Genomic DNA, 16440 nt, shown 5'->3' with positions numbered 1-16440 from the left:
CGAGGGCTATATACTCTCGCGCCCGTTTTTGCTTTAGAGGACTTATCTCGTGTCCAACGTCGTTGCCGATCATCTCGTCTTGCTCGACCACCTGCGCAGCATCCTGGTTGCCGTCGGCGAAGCCGAACAGGTGCCCGAGGAAAGCCACACCCTGTTCCTGGAGCGCTTCGACGAATTGCGCGCGCTGCTGCCGATCGACCCGATCGAAAGCCAGTACCTGGGCCAGGATTTGATGAGCCAGGTCATCCTGCGCTACCCGCAAATTGCCCACTTGGTACCACGCGACCTGCTGTGGTTCTTCGGCGGCGATTGCCTGCACTTCATGCCCGACGAAGAACTGGACCTGTACCAGGCCTTGGAAGAACGCCGCTTCGAGGCCGAACAGAACGACGAACCGTTCGACTGGAACCAGGAAAAGCAACTGCTGGCGATGCCGCAGGATCAGAGCAAGCACTGATCAGCCAACCCCGCCAGAGGGCCGACGCAATGTCGGCTCCTTCGCCATGCATTCCACCAGATAATCAATAAACACCCGCAGCTTCGGCGGCAGGTATCGCGTGGGCGAATGCAGCAACCACGCCTCGCCATGGTAGGACGCAATGAAATCCCACCCCGGCAGCACCTGCACCAATCGCCCCTCTTCCAACGCATGGCGCGCCGTGAAGTACGGCAAGCTGCCAATCCCCACGTGCTGCAACACCGCATCCAGCCGCACACCCGTGTGGTTCGCCGCGTAACGCCCGCGCACGCCAACAGTCACCGCCTTGCCGCCCTGGCGCAGTTTCCAGCGCGAGTCGCCCGGGGTTTCGCCCAGGTAGATACAGCTGTGCTCCAGCAAATCGTGGGGATGCTGCGGCGTACCGTACTCGGCCAGATACTGCGGTGTGGCACACAGCAAATGCTCAATCGGCAATAACTGCCGCCCCACCAGACCCGGCGGCGGGCTGTCGGTGATGCGGATGCTCAGGTCAACATTGTCATCGATCATGTCCACGTGCCGGTCCTCAAGGATCAGTTGCACATCCACCTTGGGATAACGCCGCAGAAACTCCGGCATGTGTGGATGCACCACAAACCGTCCCACTGCCTTGGGCACGCTGACCCGCACCAAGCCCTCGGCTTCGTGAGTGAACTGGCCACTGATCTCCATTACCGAACGCGCCGCGTTGACCATCTCCTGGCAGCGCTTGAAGGCCTCTTCACCGCCCTCGCTCAGACGCAGTTTGCGTGTGGTACGTTGCAGCAAGCGGGTGGCCAGGGCTTTTTCCAGGCGCGAAATACTGCGGCTCACCGCCGACGGCGAAACACTCAACTGACGCGCCGCTTCGGAGAAGCTGCCGGTCTCTACCACCTTGACGAAAATCGCCATTTCACCCAGCAACGGTAATGGAAGATTGATGCTCATGACGCACAGGTCCATTGATAATTGAACGGATTATCACCCATCCGAGCGCTATTTATACTGCCCGTAGAACCCTGATGCGGATGTATAAAATGACCGAGCGCCTGTTTTTCACCCACGATCACCTCAGCGCCGAGCTTGAAGTGCTGAGCTGCGCGCCCTGCGAAGACCAGTTTGCGGTGGTTTTGCAATCGACGATTTTCCACCCCCAAGGCGGTGGCCAGCCGTTCGACACCGGCTGGCTGGGTGACGCTCGGGTACTGCGCGTCACCCAGGAAGCTGATCGCGTGGTGCACTACGTCAACCAACCTGTGGCGCCGGGGCCCATCATTGCGCGGGTCGATGAACCACGCCGCGCCCTGCACACACGCCTGCACTCCGCCGGGCACTTGATAGGCAACGCCGGCGAAACCTTGGGCTGGATGCCGATCAAGGCCCACCACTGGCCGGGCGAAGGCAAGATCACCTTTATTCGTGGCGAAACCGCGCAGGCCCTCGACGCCGAGCGCCTTCAGCAGCAGATCAACCAATGGATCGCCGCAGACTACCCACGCCATATGGCCCTGGACGACGGCACCCGCGAAGTCGGTTTCGGTGAGTTGCCCGCCTACGCTTGCGGCGGTACCCATGTGCAGACACTGGGCGAGTTGGGTGCAGTGACGATCCTGGCCCTGTCGGAAAAAAAGGGCACGTTGTCGGTGCGTTACAGCCTGGACTGAATCGCGACCGCCCCATTCGGGCACTATGAGCTGCGCGGCCTCTAAACCGCAGGCTACAGCGTTGCAACGCGCGCATTTTGGAGTGCTATCGAGTTTTTAGATAAGCCTGCGCATGGCCTCCCCCGGCACACCTTGGCGGTGTTAGTGTGTGGAAATATTTCTGACACATTGATCAGAAACTCCCTACTTTCCCTTTGCAAAGGAATGCCGTTGACCATGCACTTTCCTCTCAAGCAAGTGGCGGCGGCGACCCTGTTCGCGGCGAGCCTTTCGGTAGTGAGCACTCCCGCCTTTGCCAACCTCACCCCGGAGCAAAGCACGGCGATTCTGAAGCGCTTCAGCGAAACGTCGGTCAGCGACTTTCGTGGTTTCCTCAGCACCCTGGCCAAGGGCGACCTGGGCAAAACCGCTGACGTCGGCGCGGCCATCAGTGCCTTCCTCGACAACCAGAACCTGAGCGCCGACCAGCAGAACGAAATCCATCGCTTGCTGGGTATCTACACCCGCGTGAAGTACGGCAAGGCCGCCCTCGACACCTTGCGCGAACTGGTGGCAATCCCGACCTTCAACGTGGACGGCGTGCCGCAATACAAGAACCCGCAATTCATCCGGATTGCCGACAAGATCCAGGCCCTGGCCAAGACCTTTGACCTGAACTTCCGCAACGTCGACAACCGCGTGTACGAAATCACCCTGGCAGGCAGCGGCGACGATGTGGTCGGCATCCACGCCCACGCCGACGTGGTACCGGTGACACCTGAGAACTGGGTATTGAAAGACGGCACCCAGCTCGACCCATTCAAGGTCACGCTGATCGGGGACCGCATGTATGGGCGTGGTACCGAGGATGATAAAAACGGCATCGTAGTGGCAATGTATGCCATGAAGGTGATCAAGGAAGAAAAGCTGCCGCTGGCGCGTAATTTCAAGCTGCTGGTGGACACCACCGAAGAAACCTCCGGCGACGCAATTGCTTACTACTTCGAACGCAACCCCACGCCGCAATACAACCTGGCACTGGATGGCGGGTACCCGGTGGTGATTGCCGAAAAAGGTTATGGCACCGTCATGGCCACCTTCCCCCGCCGCAAAGGGGAAGGCAAAGGCGCAGAAATCATCGCAATGACCGGCGGCATGGCCACCAACCAGATTCCCTCGGCGTCGGTAGCCACCTTTGTCAGCGACAAGCCTGCCGAATTGGCAGCCAGCCTGCAAAAGGCCGGCACGGAGTACGCCAAGCGCAACGGGGGTGATTTTGCGGTGAGCGCTAATGTCGACGGCAAGGACGTCAAACTGACCGTCACCGGCGTGTCGGCGCACTCCTCCGAGCCGGAGTCCGGCATCAACCCGGTGGCGCGCATGCTGGAGCTGATCCACAGTGTCGACGGCAAGATCGCCCTCAAGCACAACCACATCACCGACGCTGCGCGGTATGCGTCCGACAATTGGGGCCTGGATTACCTGGGTGGCAAATTGGGCGTGGGTTTCTCCGATGATTTCATGGGGCCGCTGACCACCTCGCTGACCTTTGTCGGGCTGGATGACAAAGCCTTCAAGCTGGCGGTAAACCTGCGAGTGCCGAAGGGTAAATCCCCGGAGAAACTCAAGGCTCAGATCGCCGAGAAGTTGAGCGCCTGGGACAAGCAGACCGAGGTCAACGTGGACTTTACCTACTCGGTGGCCGAGCCGATGTTCCGCAACCCGGAAGGGGAATGGGTCAAGGCCTTGCTCGCGGTCGCCAGCGAAAACCTGGGCATGGAACACAAATTCGGCACTTCGGCCGGCGCGACCTCCGTGCATGAACTGCCCAATGGCGTGCAATTCGGCCTGGCGCGACCGCAAGTGAAATACACCGGGCACACCGACAACGAGTTCAAGACCGTCGACCAGTTCTTGCTGGACTTGCAGATCGTCACCGAAATGATGAGTCGTATCGGGCAATTGCCCAAGCTCTGATAGCGGCCGAAGCAACCCTCAACAATCAACGCCGATCATTGCTGATCGGCGTTTTTGTGTGTGACCCACGGGCTAACGCATCAACCCGCTGCGCCCAGGAACGGCAGCGCCAGATACAGCTTGATCACCACCGCATTGGTGATATCGATAAAGAACGCGCCCACCATCGGCACCACCAGAAACGCAATCTGCGAAGGGCCGAAGCGTTGCGTCACCGCCTGCATGTTGGCAATCGCCGTCGGCGTGGCGCCGAGCCCGAACCCGCAATGCCCTGCCGCCAGCACTGCCGCATCGTAGTTGCTGCCCATGACCCGGAACGTGATGAAAATCGCGAACAACGCCATCAACAACGCCTGCGCAGCCAGCAGAATGACAATCGGTAATGCCAGTGCTGCCAAGTCCCAGAGCTTGAGGGACATCAAGGCAATGGCCAGGAACAACGACAGACTGACATTGCCCAGCACCGATACCTCGCGCTCGAACACCTGATGCCATCCCAGCGCCGACAAGCCGTTACGCAGCACCACACCGACAAACAGCACACAGACGAACGTCGGTAACTCCAACGCGGTGCCTTGAAGGACGCCATTGAGGTAGGTGCCGACCTGCAGGCTGATCGCAAGCAACGCCAGGGTTTCGATAAATGAGAACGGGGTAATCAAACGCTCCCGGTGCGGTTGCTCAAAGCCCTTGGGCAGGCGCGGCTGCACCTGCTCGACGCCAGGCACCTGGACCCGCTTGATCAGCAGGCGCGCAACCGGTCCGCCGATCAAGCCACCGAGCACCAAGCCGAAGGTAGCGGAGGCGATCGCCAATTCCGACGCGGAGGCCACCCCATACTTCTCGCTGAACACCGTGCCCCAGGCGGCACCCGTACCGTGTCCGCCGGACAACGTCACTGAACCGGCGAGCAAGCCCATCAACGGGTCGAGCCCTAATGCCGTGGCCAATGCGATGCCCATGGCGTTCTGCACCACCAGCAGCGTGGTCACGACCAACAGGAAAATCGCCAGGATGCGCCCGCCTTTCTTCAAACTGGCGAAATCTGCGTTCAGGCCAATGGTGGCAAAAAAAGCCAGCATCAACGGGGTTTGCAACGAAGGGTCGAAGCGTACCTCGATATCGGCCAGGCCCCGCAGCGCCAAAAGCACCAAGGCGACCAACAGGCCGCCGGCTACCGGCTCGGGAATATTGTAGGTGCGCAAAAAACCTATGCGGGCAACCAGCCAACGGCCAAGCAAAAGCACTAGGGACGCGGCGACCAGGGTTGAATAGAAGTCCAGCTGTAACATCCGGGCGGCTCTCTGAGGTGAACAGGGAAAATGGGCATGCCAGAGTAGAGACCGCGGGACCAATACGCATCCACCTCTCGGAGAGTACAGAATATTCCTACAAAATCTGCCACATCACCGGCGCAGCAGATGGCTTTGCCAAGCACAAAGCGCACCTGAAATCCTGTTGGAATGCAAAAGGAGGCCGAAGCCCTTTTGCTCAAATCGCAGGCAAAAAAAAGCCACTCGCTTGAGTGGCTTTTTCTTGAATATGGAGCGGGAAACGAGTCATGCACTCGAGCGCTAAGTCATTGATTCCCAGTCACTTTCTTCGCCTCTGTGTTTAGCGAAGGCCTGAATTATAGCCTTGTTTTCCAGCCAAGGCAACAAAGTTCGTCCAAAGACTTCCATTAAATGCTCAAGGACTGCCATCCAAGCCATCGCAAAGGACGCAGAGCGCATCACCTACAGAAGCTACGATCGAAACGCAGCGGCTCGTCGTCAAGGATTGGTCGCCTTTCGCCGGAACAGGCTTACCAGACACGCCAGCTGGCGCACTTGAAGCGCAATGTATTCGCCGCGGTGTTCAGCTTGCAGATCGCGGTCGATGAGCATGCGTGTTCCTCGAACCTGGCTTGATTGATGCGCTGCAAGCGATGATGGAGCAAGCGACGGATTGATCGCCACTGAAACCATGCGATGCGTCGCCTCATCGCGCGGATGCGACGGACCTTCTTTCTGCTGTATCAGTATCAATCAATCTGCGCCTTCGACGCTACGCTTGCGCTTACCATTCGGTGGAAGAGCAAGGTCCCTTAATCCGTGCTGCAGGGGGACGTGTAGCCAGACGGCGTGACGGCTCTGTCCGATGGAGATATACCGCAAAGGTGTCCCACGGCAAAGGAAGAGATAGCCTCGACATGATGCGCCCGACTTCGCCACGGTGGTAAACGATGTGCGTGACAAGGTGGATCAGCATCTCCTCTCTCGACATGCTCCCCTTGTCGCCATCCGTGAACACGAAGGGAATCGACTCTGACAGCTGCTCCGTCGTCACCGTTTCCAGGTAGTTCCCGTACCACTGATCGGATGCCGTCAGAGCTACACGTAGATCCTGCAATAAGGGCGTTTCCGTTGTGTTGTCCGCAGTTAATCCATGATCGATGCCAACGAGGTGCGCCGCAAAGATCTGATCGACGACGAGGGTATGGTTCAACAACCGCAACGCTGCCTCTCGATCCAGTTCGTGAAGGTCGGCATCGAAGCCCTCCATTTTCTCTAGGAGTTCAGCGTTGGCCCAAGCGCGGTAGTTGAACAGGGTGCGCAGCAGTGCAAGGGAACTCATCTGTCGGGTGTCCTTTTCCTGTTCGAGAATGTGAGTACGATGTACACATTCTTGTGAGGATCGTTCCAGATGTCTACTCGCGTTCCAAGGCCACGGTCTTCGATGCGTAAAGAGCCACGCCAGGCGCGCTCCCGGGCCACCGTCGAGATCATCGTTCGCGCCGGGGCTCGCGTTTTGGGCGACCATGGTTGGGCGGGCTTCACCACCAACGAGGTCGCTGAAGTTGCGGGCGTCAGCATCGGATCTCTCTACCAATACTTCCCTGACAAGCTTGCGCTTGTCGACGCCATCCGCCACCGCCACCTCGACGACGTGCTGGCCGTTATGCGAGGCCTTGGCCAAGAAGGGCAGCCGCTGGATCAGCTCGTCGATGAACTCGTTGATGGCATGATCGCGGCACACGGCGTTCACTCTGCCCTTCATCGCGTACTGCTCGATGAAGTGCCGGTGGATGCAGGGCAGCGATCCGCAGATCGCGCCTTCGAAGCCGAATATCTGGAGCGGTATAGAGCACTCGTTGCGCTCTCAGGTCGTCGAAACGATCCGTCGTTGGAGGTGGTGGTACAGGTGCTTTCCGCAGCAGTGGAGGGCGTGATTCACAAAGCTGCCCGGACCAAGGCATTGAAGTCTGCAGAGTTGAGGCGTGAACTTGTGGCGATGATCCACTCGTATCTGTCTCAAGCTCATCCCTGATGAAAATGCATGGGTGATACAAGCCCATCCCCTTCCATTTTTTGTGGACGATGAGCAGCATCAAGGCAGCGGTATTGAAGGTCATGCTCGGTCCTCCGATGGGGTTCAGGAGGCGAGTTTTATCAACACCTATCAAGCGGTGGCGCGGCCTTGAACTGCATCGTGCGGCCCAATCAGCAGGCCGTAGGCAGATTTTCGATGACTACCACCTGCGCATCGCCCAAGGGAAGGTCTGAACAAGCCACCGACCTGAGCGGCGTGATCGGATGCTGGTGGTTGGCCGATCAATGAATGCGCATCTTTCCCCTCATCCAGGCCATTTCAGGCCGTAACGTGCTGAAAACTCCGTTCTTTCCAGCACGCGGGCGCATCTTCCCAGTCATCGCCAACAAGTGCCTGCGCGCCATCCACAGGTTCGACAACGCAAACAGCACGTTCAACTGCGCATCGTTCTTGGCCAGCCCCCGATAGCGCACCTTTCGGTGGCCGAACTGCCGCTTGATCACCCGGAACGGATGCTCCAACCGCGCCCGCACCTTGGCCGTCAGGTGCTCGACGAATCCGCTCAGGGTCTTCAACTCGCCTTCCGGCAGCGCCCTGATCCGGCTCCGCCGCTCGGCAATGTTCCAGCACACGCGCTTGCCCTTCAGTTTCTCGCGCTTGTCCGCCCCGGTATACCCCGCATCGGCGTAGACCTCGCGCTCCTTGCCGTGCAGCAGCTTCTGCGCCTGCGTCACGTCGGCCACGTTCGCCGCGGTCGACACCACCGTGTGCACCAGACCCGAGTCCCGATCCACCCCGATGTGCGCCTTCATCCCGAAGAACCACTGCTGGCCTTTCTTGGTCTGGTGCATCGCCGGATCGCGCGTGCCGCTGCTGTTCTTCGTCGAACTCGGCGCCTCGATGATCGTGGCGTCCATGATCGTTCCCTGCCGCAGCAACAATCCCTTGCCTTGAAGGTGCCGGTTCGCCGCCTCAAGCAGCTTCGGCGCCAACCCATGCCGTTCCAGCAAATGCCGGAAGTTGAGGATCGTCGTCTCATCCGGTATCGCCTCCGGCAACGACAACCGCGCAAACTGACGCATCGAGGCGATCTCATACAGCGCCTCCTCCATCGACGGGTCGCTCAACGCATACCACTGCTGCAAGAAGTGGATGCGCAACATCGTCTCCAGCCCATACGGATGGCGGCCTCGGCCGGCCTTCGGGTAGTGAGGCTCGATCTGCGACAGCAACGCGCTCCACGGCACCACTTGGTCCATCTGCGCAAGGAACACCTCGCGGCGCGTCCGCTTGCGCTTACCGGAATGCTCGGCGTCGGAGAAGCTCAGCTGCGTCATGTATCTCGCCAGATCCTGATAGTGTCGCCGATATGGGGAGGCTTGTTCAGAGCTTCCCAAGTAGTTCGAGATTATAGTCTTGAGGATCGTGATCAAGCGCCGAGCGATAGCAAACAAGCTCATGAATAAAAAACTGCTTCGTGATCTTTTCAACTTCAACGACAGCGTGGCCGAGGGCAGTTATGTGGCCGCTGTCTGTATTTAAATTGCGTTTCTGGTAGATTCGGGTTTGCCTAAACTCATGAGGGGGTTTTCATGTCTTTTATAGACAGATACATCCAAGAGATTCTCAGACTCGAAGTCGCGCTCTTCCACTCTAGGGCCAGGCTAGAGCACCAAACAGATCCCGAGGCTCTTCATGACCTGCGAATTGCTATCAGGCAAATCCGTAGCCTATTGATGCCTTTGAAAAACCTGCAAGGGATGAATGGACTCCGAGAGGCATCAGCAGATCTCGGTCGCCTTACGACGCCAGCGCGAGATCTCGAGGTAATGGTGGGCGAGCTTGAGAAACAAGGTTTTTCTCACGCGGCAACTGAACGACGTGTTCGACTTAAGGCCGTTCACAAAGTGATAGCGAGGCACCAGACGCTAAACCAGTTTTTTGAGGAATTGGATCAGTGGCCGTCAATATTCAGGGCCTCCGCACTGGGCAATGACTCAGCAGTGCTTAAGCAAATTATCGAAAAGTCGCTAACCAAACAAATCGACCGACTTCATCTCGCGCTAGATGATGATCAGTATGACCGGCATGAACTGAGAATTCTGGTCAAGCGCACGCGATATCTGACTGAAGCTTTTTCTGATCTATCGCCCCTTTCAAAGCAGGCAGCGAAATCCTTGAAAGCAGTGCAGTCGGCTTTAGGCTCTTGGCATGACCATTTCCAGTGGCGCCTGACAGCCCAGCGCGAGCGCGACCTTATCCCCCTGGTTCCCCGGTGGGAGGAAGCATCGACTGAAAAACTCATTCAGGCCGAATACGAAATGAAGAAGCTAAGGGCGCTACTTCCCAAGATCGTAGAAAAAAAGAAAGCTGCTACTTGGGAAGCTAGGCAAAGAAAAGTCTCAGCAGAACAGTGTAGACCGGGTCCAGCAAATACGTGCCGTTGAGATAGCTGTGCATCGCACCCGGCTCGCCAATGCCTTGCAGGTTGTCGTGCAGTAACACGGGCGCGCCGTCCGTTGGGTAGAACAGCACGCAGCTTTGGTCGAAATTGACCATGGCCCACAGCGCTTCATCCACTTTTTGCGCAAAGCCCTCTGCCTGCAACAGTGCGACCAAACCGGGCGTCGCCGAGTGCCATGCGTCAAGGACGGGCACGGCATCCATGCCATATCCGCCATCCGGAACTGAAGTTGCCATGCTATCCGCTTGTCTTTATCTGATGCGCCCCCTTAGTGAGCGCAGGGCTGAACCAGCGATAAAGAGCAAGCATATTTCTTGCCACGCCTGCTTAAACAGCAGAAAAACCGTTGTCCACAAACAGCTGCGTGCCACTGACAAATGAAGCGTCATCGCTGGCTAAAAACAACGCGGCACGCGCGACCTCTTCGGGCTCGCACAGCCGCCCTTGCTGCAGGCTGATCGCCGCCTCGCTGGCATCCACGCCCATCCGTTGCAAATCGCGCATTTCGCGCTCGCCGTGAGGGGTGCGGATAAATCCAGGGGCCACCGCGTTACAACGGATACCACGGTCACGAAACTCGACGGCAATCGCGCGCGCGAACATCTGGCATGCGCCCTTGCTGGCGTTGTACACCACCTCGCCAGGGGTGGCGTACTGCGCGGAGATCGACGAGGTACACACGATGCTTCCCGCACCCTTGGCAAGCATTTGTGGCAGCACGGCCTGAGTGACCAGGTACATGCTCTTGACGTTGACGGCCATGAGCCAGTCCCACTCATGCTCCTGTACGTCCAGAAAAGGTTTCACGATCAAGGTACCCGCGTGGTTGAAAAGCACATCCGCCTGGCCGAATTCCGCCAGCCCCCGAGCGACCGCCTCGCGAACCTGAACGCCTTGCGAGACGTCGGCGCCCAGCCCCAAGGCTTGGCCGCCTTCGGCATTGATCTGTGCAGCCAGGTCGGCGGCGGCCTCGCCGTTCAGATCGATGATGATCACCTTGGCCCCTTCGACCGCGAACAAGCGGCTTGCGGCAGCGCCGCAGCCACCGGCGCCGCCGGTGATAATGGCCGCTTTGCCGGCCAGACGGCCCTTGCCTTTGGACAATTCGACACTAGTCATTGTTTGGGTTTCCTTCACGACCGCCACTCACGGCGAATGCTTCTTCCGGTGACAACACCAGGCGATGACGACGATAGAACGCGAAATAAGCCATCCCGATCAGGTACCAGCAGGCAGCGGCCAAGGCCGTCCATTTATAGAGCGGATCGAGAAACTGATAAATCAGGGTCGCCGTCGCAATGATAATGACCGCAACAGCGCCGAATATCCCGTACGGGCTGCGATAGGGCCGAGGCAAGTCCGCGAAGGCGCGCTTGAGGCGAATGAACGCGATGCTTTGCAGGATGTAGGAAATCATGCCGGCGAACACGATCATGCTCACCAGGATTCCACCCATCAGTGGGTTGTTGTCCTTACCGAACGTAAACCAGCAGAGCATCAGGATACCCAGCGCCGCCAGAGCACCCGTGGCCAGTGCAATATTCGGCGTATTGCGGGTTGGGTGCGTTACCGAGAGCCCGGTGGGCAAATAACCGGCACGCGACAGCGAATAAATATTGCGCCCTGCGGCAAAGCTGCCGGCCAGGAACGACGCCGCCAGGCCCAGCACGGCAACGGCCGACAACAGCTTGCTGGCGGTGTGCCCGAAAATTTCGCGGAAGCCATCGAGCAGCGGCTCTGATGAGGTGCTCATAAAGAAAGTGCCACCGCTGATCGAGGCACTGAAAAACAGCACGCCCAAGGCCAGCACCGCAAGAATCACGGTGCCCCAGACTAACGCCAGCGGCAAATGTCGAGTCGGGTTATGCGACTGCTCGGCCGTCAGCGGCAATTGCTCGATAGCCAGGAACATGTAGACGGCGAACGGCAATGCCAGCATGACGCCGGTCATTCCGAACGGCAGCCAAGGCCCGTTACCGCCCTGCACCTCGACCACCTTACCGTTGGCGTCCGCCGCAAGGTTCAGGGCATTCCCGCTGAAGTCCATATGCGGGTAAGCCGCAATAAAGAACACCACCAACACCGCTACTGCCGCGAGGGTGATAAGCACAACGGCGCGCATCGAAACCCCCAGCCCCCGGTTCGAAAGCAGCAGCATGCAGGCATAGCCGACCACCCACCACACCGGTTGCCATTCGGGGCCGGTGCCGAAAATCGCGGTCAGGTAGGCCCCCATGAAAAACATATTCCCTGCGGGCGCCAGGATGAATTCGATATTCTCGGCAAGGCCTGTGCTGAACCCACCCCATGGGCCCGTTGTAGTGCGCGCAAATGAATAGGCACCGCCGGTATGCGGCAGCGCGGCGGCCATTTCGCCGATGGATGAGCACAGAAACAGATACATCACGGCAATGATCAGCAAGGCCAGAAACATGCCGCCGAAGCCTTGGGCCAAACCCAGATTCCAACCGGAATACTGCCCCGCCACCACCGCACCGACGCCGAGAATCAGCAGGGTGAAGAAACCTGCATGACGCTGCAGGCGACGTTGTTCAAAGTAACCGCTTTCCACACTTTGATAACTGACCCCTGAGGGGGTAACGGCCGCAGTCGGCGCTTTTATTGTCGGTCTGTCCACGCGGTGATCCTCCAAATCGGGCTCAAGGCAACTGCCTAGACCGTCATCTTCGAATGCACCGCGCACGCTGCCTATGTCTCCAAGGGGACATGCCAAAAGCGCAAATACGATTCCAACCTTGATATCTGCGAAACCCTAATGGTCACCAGATCCGGAGTTCTTATTTATAGTCAGGGAGCGCTGACTCTGGGTTATCGGGAGCTTGTCGATAGGATGCGCCTAGCCAGCAATGACTACGCCCGTCAAAAGTCTCCTTTGAATCCAAGGTTCCAAGATGCGCGCAACGCTGCCTTTTTCAATGCCCTGATCTGTTCAGGATTCAGTTCGCGAGAAATATTCTGCACAGTCGCCACCAGCGCTACAGTGCCGATAAACTCCGCATTGATGCCCAGTATTGGTGCGGCGATCGCAGAAATGCCCAAGGTTTCTTCCTCGATCGCCGTTGCCCAACCTCGGGCGCGGACCTCGCTGACCTGACGAGTCAGTTCTGCGTGGTCAACCACCGTGTAAGGGGTGATGGCCGGCAATTCGGCGGGCAGTTGATCCATACCCAATTGCTTGGCGAAGGCCAGCGCAACCTTGCCTTGAGCGTTGCAATGCAGTTGCAATTCAGTGCCGGTGCGCACGCCGATTTCGAGAGTCGACTTGCCCAGTTGGGTCTCGACCACCATCAGGCGACGCCCCTGCAAAACCGACAAGACCACCGACAGTCCCAACTCGTCGCGCAGGTCGCGGATAGCGTCAGCCGACGCGCTGAGCAGGTCGATACCGTCGGCGGCGATTTTGCCAAGGACGTAGGCCTGGACACCCAGGCGATATTTGGATGTCTGCGGGTTCTGGCTCAGGTAGCCACGCTCCACCAGGGTTTTAAGGTGCCTGAACACCGAGCCCTTGGTGGTGCCCAGTTGCGTCGCCAAGTCGCTGACGCCCACCTCGTCGCTGGCCCCGGCGACACGCTCCAACACATCGAGCGCCAGTTGTACGGACCTGACCCCCCCCTTGCCTGTTTCATCACTCATCGTTGGTCCTTTTGTCGTGATCGCTCACAGGGCCAGTCGGCCTGGCAAGCTTTATGCTTCAATTAAAAACCTTGTTCGCACAGGCGAAACGATAGCGCGTCATATTGAATGTTCACAAGGGGGCCATCCTGATGATTCCTGCAACGAGCGTTTCTACGGCACAAAAGCTCACCTTCACCTCCAAGCCTATTTTTTAGATATAAGTCTTTCTTAGGTTGCTGGCAAACGGCTTATTCTTGTTCGCTAGCAGAAACAATATTACCCACAGAGAAACATAAAATATTTGACGAGCGCGCTCAATAATCGTAAAAATGAAACCACGTACCGCATACGCATACGAAACAACAAAGAGGATGACGTCATGACCGCTCGTGATTCGGCAATGGCCAAGCGAGATATTGCCCACCATCTCCATCCGCAGACCAACCTGCGGCTGCATGAACAAGTGGGGCCGCTGCTGATCGAGCGGGGGGAAGGCATCTACGTGTTTGATGACCAGGGCCAGCGTTACATCGAGGGCATGTCGGGACTGTGGTGCGCGACGCTGGGTTTCAGCCAGCCGCGCCTGGCCGAAGCGGCGTACGCGCAGATGCTCAAGCTGCCCTATCAACAGACGTTTGCGCACCGCAGCCACGGCCCGGCGGCTGATCTGGCCGCTGAACTGATCGCTCATGCACCCGCCGGGCTCGATAAAGTGGTGTTCCAGAGCTCGGGCTCCGAAGCCATCGACACCGCCATCAAACTAGTGCGCTATTACCACATCGCCCTCGGCAAGCCGGGCAAGCACCGCCTCATCGCCCGGCAGCGCAGCTATCATGGCACCACCCTGGCCGCCGCCAGCCTCACCGGCCTGCCGAACATGCATAAAGGCTGGGGCGAGCCTCTGGCGGATGTGATCCATGTCCGCTGCCCTCACCTGTATCGCCAAGGGCTGCCAGGGGAGACCGAAGAAGCGTTTTCGACACGCCTGGCAGAAGAACTGGAACAAACCATCCTCGACGCCGGACCGGACACCATAGGGGCCTTCTTTGCCGAGCCGGTGATGGGCACCGGCGGCGTGATCCTGCCGCCTGCCGGCTACTTCGCCAAAGTTCAGGCGGTGCTGCGCAAATACGACATCCTGATGGTGGCCGACGAAGTCATCTGCGGCTTTGGACGTACCGGCTACTACTGGGGTTGCGAGGCGGTGGGCATCCAGCCAGACATGCTGACCTGCGCCAAAGGGCTCTCCGCCGCATTCCAGCCGATCTCGGCCCTGCTGCTCAGCGACCGTATCTATCAAGTGATCGCCGATCAGAGCAATGCGCTCGGCGGCCTCGGCCATGGCTACACCTACGGTGGGCATCCGGTCGCGGCGGCCGTGGCCCTGGAAACACTGCGCCTGTACGACGAATTGAGCATCGTCGGGCACGTGGTGGAAGTGTCCAAGGCCTTCCAGGAGGGCGTAAAAGCCTTCGCCGACCACCCTTTGGTCGGAGAGGCGCGGGGTATCGGCCTGATGGCGGCCCTGGAATTCGTGGCAGACAAAACCACACGCGAGCCCTTCCCGACCGAGCTGAAAGTGGCGACTCAGGTGAGTAACGCGCTGCAGCGCCGTTCCATTCTGATGCGCGCCTTGGGCGACACCCTGGTGATGGCGCCGCCGCTGATTGTCGATGCCGATCAGATCCAGACTATTCTCAAGGCTGTGGGCGAGGCATTGGATGAAGTCCTTGCGAGTATCCGCCCATGACCGCACAGCCTATCCGCTCGCTACCCAGGGTTCCTATGCCAGTACCCGATGCGTCCTCGCCCCACCCTCAGAGCCCGGTGCTGGTGCGTTTTGAAGGGGTTCACAAAACCTATGACGAACGCAGCTGGGTGGTCGACAACCTGGACCTGAACATTCGCCAGGGTGAGTTCCTGTCCCTGCTCGGCCCCAGCGGCTCGGGCAAGACCACAACCTTGATGATGCTCGCCGGTTTCGACGCGCCGGACCGCGGGCGCATTCTCATGGACGGCAACGACATCAGCAAGTTGCCCGCCTACAAGCGCGACATGGGGGTGGTCTTTCAAAGCTACGCGCTGTTCCCGCACATGAGCGTGGCGCAGAACGTCGCCTTCCCGCTCAACTTGCGCAAGGTACCCGCCGCCGAGGCGAAGGCCCGCGTCAAGGAAGCCCTTGCACTGGCGCGCCTGGAAGGCTTTGAAGAGCGCAACCCCGGCCAACTTTCCGGCGGCCAGCAGCAACGTGTGGCGCTGGCTCGCGCCCTGGTCTATCGCCCGCGCATGCTGTTGATGGACGAACCACTGGGCGCACTGGACAAGGCACTGCGCGAACACATGCAACTGGAGCTGAAGGCCATCCACAAACAGTTGGGCATAACCTTCGTCTACGTCACCCACGACCAGGACGAAGCCATGACCATGTCCGACCGGGTCGCCGTATTCAATGAGGGCAAGATTGCGCAGATCGACTGCCCGCAAGCCATCTATAACCGCCCTTCAACCCGTTTCGTCGCCAACTTCCTGGGCGAGACCAACGTGCTGGACGGCGCGGTGCTCAGTGTCTCGGGCGGCCGGGCGCAAATCCGGCTCAGCGAAGACGGTTCGGTCCATGAAGCGTGCTGCACCGACCCGGCACTCGCGGCGGGGAGCCCCGCCGCGCTGGCGATTCGCCCCGAAAACCTGCGGTTCGCGGTATCCGGTGAAGCGGCGATCCAGGCGCGCGTGATCGACAGCATTTTCCACGGTGCCCACTGCAAATTGCGCTTGCACATGGCCAAGGGTACCGAGCTGTCGATGACCTACAACCCTGGCAGCCTGGGGCGCACGGCGCCCATACCGGGTGAAATGCTCTCGCTGGCCTTGCCAGGCACGCAGGCAATGATCCTGCGCTGAACCCTTAAAAGAATAACGACTGTATCGATCTGTTGCCGTACTGCTGCCGA

The 16440-nt window shown here is 59.0% G+C and carries 15 protein-coding genes and 1 pseudogene; 7 read left to right on the top strand and 9 right to left on the bottom strand.

Going from position 1 to position 16440, the window contains the following annotated elements; all coding sequences use genetic code 11:
- Positions 1 to 49: 49 nt before the first annotated feature.
- Entirely contained in the window at positions 50 to 457 is a 408-nt protein-coding gene (locus PspS35_RS10225) for a PA2817 family protein (RefSeq protein ID WP_010567536.1), read from the top strand.
- Here the strand turns inward: PspS35_RS10225 and PspS35_RS10220 are convergent, their stop codons facing one another.
- Positions 458 to 1405: a LysR family transcriptional regulator gene (locus PspS35_RS10220; protein WP_159934076.1), complete on the bottom strand. Its 948-nt coding sequence runs from the start codon at positions 1403 to 1405 to the stop codon at positions 458 to 460.
- 89 nt (positions 1406 to 1494) lie between these two features.
- Here PspS35_RS10220 and PspS35_RS10215 point away from each other — a divergent pair, with 89 nt between their 5' ends.
- Positions 1495 to 2121, top strand: coding sequence for an alanyl-tRNA editing protein (locus PspS35_RS10215; RefSeq protein WP_159934074.1), 627 nt, complete (start codon positions 1495 to 1497; stop codon positions 2119 to 2121).
- A gap of 216 nt (positions 2122 to 2337) precedes the next feature.
- Positions 2338 to 4077: a dipeptidase gene (locus PspS35_RS10210; RefSeq protein ID WP_159934072.1), complete on the top strand. Its 1740-nt coding sequence runs from the start codon at positions 2338 to 2340 to the stop codon at positions 4075 to 4077.
- 80 nt (positions 4078 to 4157) lie between these two features.
- On the opposite strand, the gene gltS is transcribed toward PspS35_RS10210, so the two are convergent.
- From gltS to PspS35_RS10195, 3 genes are all read right to left on the bottom strand, one after another.
- Positions 4158 to 5369 (bottom strand): sodium/glutamate symporter, encoded by a 1212-nt coding sequence (gene gltS / locus PspS35_RS10205; protein ID WP_159934070.1) that lies wholly within the window; start codon positions 5367 to 5369, stop codon positions 4158 to 4160.
- A gap of 480 nt (positions 5370 to 5849) precedes the next feature.
- The gene (locus tag PspS35_RS10200) at positions 5850 to 6104 is read right to left on the bottom strand and encodes a hypothetical protein (protein ID WP_159934068.1); all 255 of its coding nucleotides are present in this window, start codon (positions 6102 to 6104) and stop codon (positions 5850 to 5852) included.
- A 31-nt stretch (positions 6105 to 6135) separates the two neighbouring features.
- A complete protein-coding gene (locus tag PspS35_RS10195) occupies positions 6136 to 6693 on the bottom strand; it encodes a DinB family protein (RefSeq protein WP_159934066.1) in 558 nt (185 codons plus the stop codon).
- Positions 6694 to 6795: 102 nt separating this feature from the next.
- On the opposite strand from PspS35_RS10195, the gene PspS35_RS10190 reads away from it, so the two are divergent.
- The gene (locus PspS35_RS10190) at positions 6796 to 7386 is read left to right on the top strand and encodes a TetR/AcrR family transcriptional regulator (RefSeq protein ID WP_159934064.1); all 591 of its coding nucleotides are present in this window, start codon (positions 6796 to 6798) and stop codon (positions 7384 to 7386) included.
- A 368-nt stretch (positions 7387 to 7754) separates the two neighbouring features.
- Here the strand turns inward: PspS35_RS10190 and PspS35_RS10185 are convergent.
- A pseudogene (locus tag PspS35_RS10185) lies at positions 7755 to 8726 on the bottom strand (IS5 family transposase); the annotation flags it as partial.
- 255 nt (positions 8727 to 8981) lie between these two features.
- On the opposite strand from PspS35_RS10185, the gene PspS35_RS10180 reads away from it, so the two are divergent.
- Positions 8982 to 9836, top strand: coding sequence for a CHAD domain-containing protein (locus PspS35_RS10180; RefSeq protein ID WP_159934062.1), 855 nt, complete (start codon positions 8982 to 8984; stop codon positions 9834 to 9836).
- On the opposite strand, the gene PspS35_RS10175 is transcribed toward PspS35_RS10180, so the two are convergent.
- From PspS35_RS10175 to PspS35_RS10160, 4 genes are all read right to left on the bottom strand, one after another.
- The gene (locus PspS35_RS10175) at positions 9775 to 10089 is read right to left on the bottom strand and encodes a hypothetical protein (protein ID WP_238786028.1); all 315 of its coding nucleotides are present in this window, start codon (positions 10087 to 10089) and stop codon (positions 9775 to 9777) included. The two genes, PspS35_RS10180 and PspS35_RS10175, sit on opposite strands and share 62 nt — an antisense overlap.
- 91 nt (positions 10090 to 10180) lie before the next feature.
- Entirely contained in the window at positions 10181 to 10972 is a 792-nt protein-coding gene (locus PspS35_RS10170; RefSeq protein WP_159934060.1) for a glucose 1-dehydrogenase, read from the bottom strand.
- A complete protein-coding gene (locus PspS35_RS10165; RefSeq protein WP_159934058.1) occupies positions 10965 to 12491 on the bottom strand; it encodes an amino acid permease in 1527 nt (508 codons plus the stop codon). Before PspS35_RS10165 ends, PspS35_RS10170 begins: the two co-directional genes overlap by 8 nt.
- 242 nt (positions 12492 to 12733) lie before the next feature.
- A complete protein-coding gene (locus PspS35_RS10160) occupies positions 12734 to 13510 on the bottom strand; it encodes an IclR family transcriptional regulator (RefSeq protein ID WP_159934056.1) in 777 nt (258 codons plus the stop codon).
- Between the two features lie 361 nt (positions 13511 to 13871).
- Here PspS35_RS10160 and PspS35_RS10155 point away from each other — a divergent pair, with 361 nt between their 5' ends.
- Entirely contained in the window at positions 13872 to 15242 is a 1371-nt protein-coding gene (locus PspS35_RS10155; RefSeq protein WP_159934054.1) for an aminotransferase, read from the top strand.
- 35 nt (positions 15243 to 15277) lie between these two features.
- Positions 15278 to 16390 carry an ABC transporter ATP-binding protein gene (locus PspS35_RS10150; protein ID WP_238786026.1) on the top strand — a complete coding sequence of 371 codons (1113 nt, stop codon included), beginning with the start codon at positions 15278 to 15280 and terminating at the stop codon, positions 16388 to 16390.
- Positions 16391 to 16440 lie beyond the last annotated feature (50 nt).

The sequence above is a fragment of the Pseudomonas sp. S35 genome, from assembly GCF_009866765.1.
In the GTDB taxonomy this organism is placed as follows: domain Bacteria; phylum Pseudomonadota; class Gammaproteobacteria; order Pseudomonadales; family Pseudomonadaceae; genus Aquipseudomonas.
Note: the sequence above shows the minus strand (reverse complement) of the source record. Positions and strands in the feature narration are given on the sequence as shown.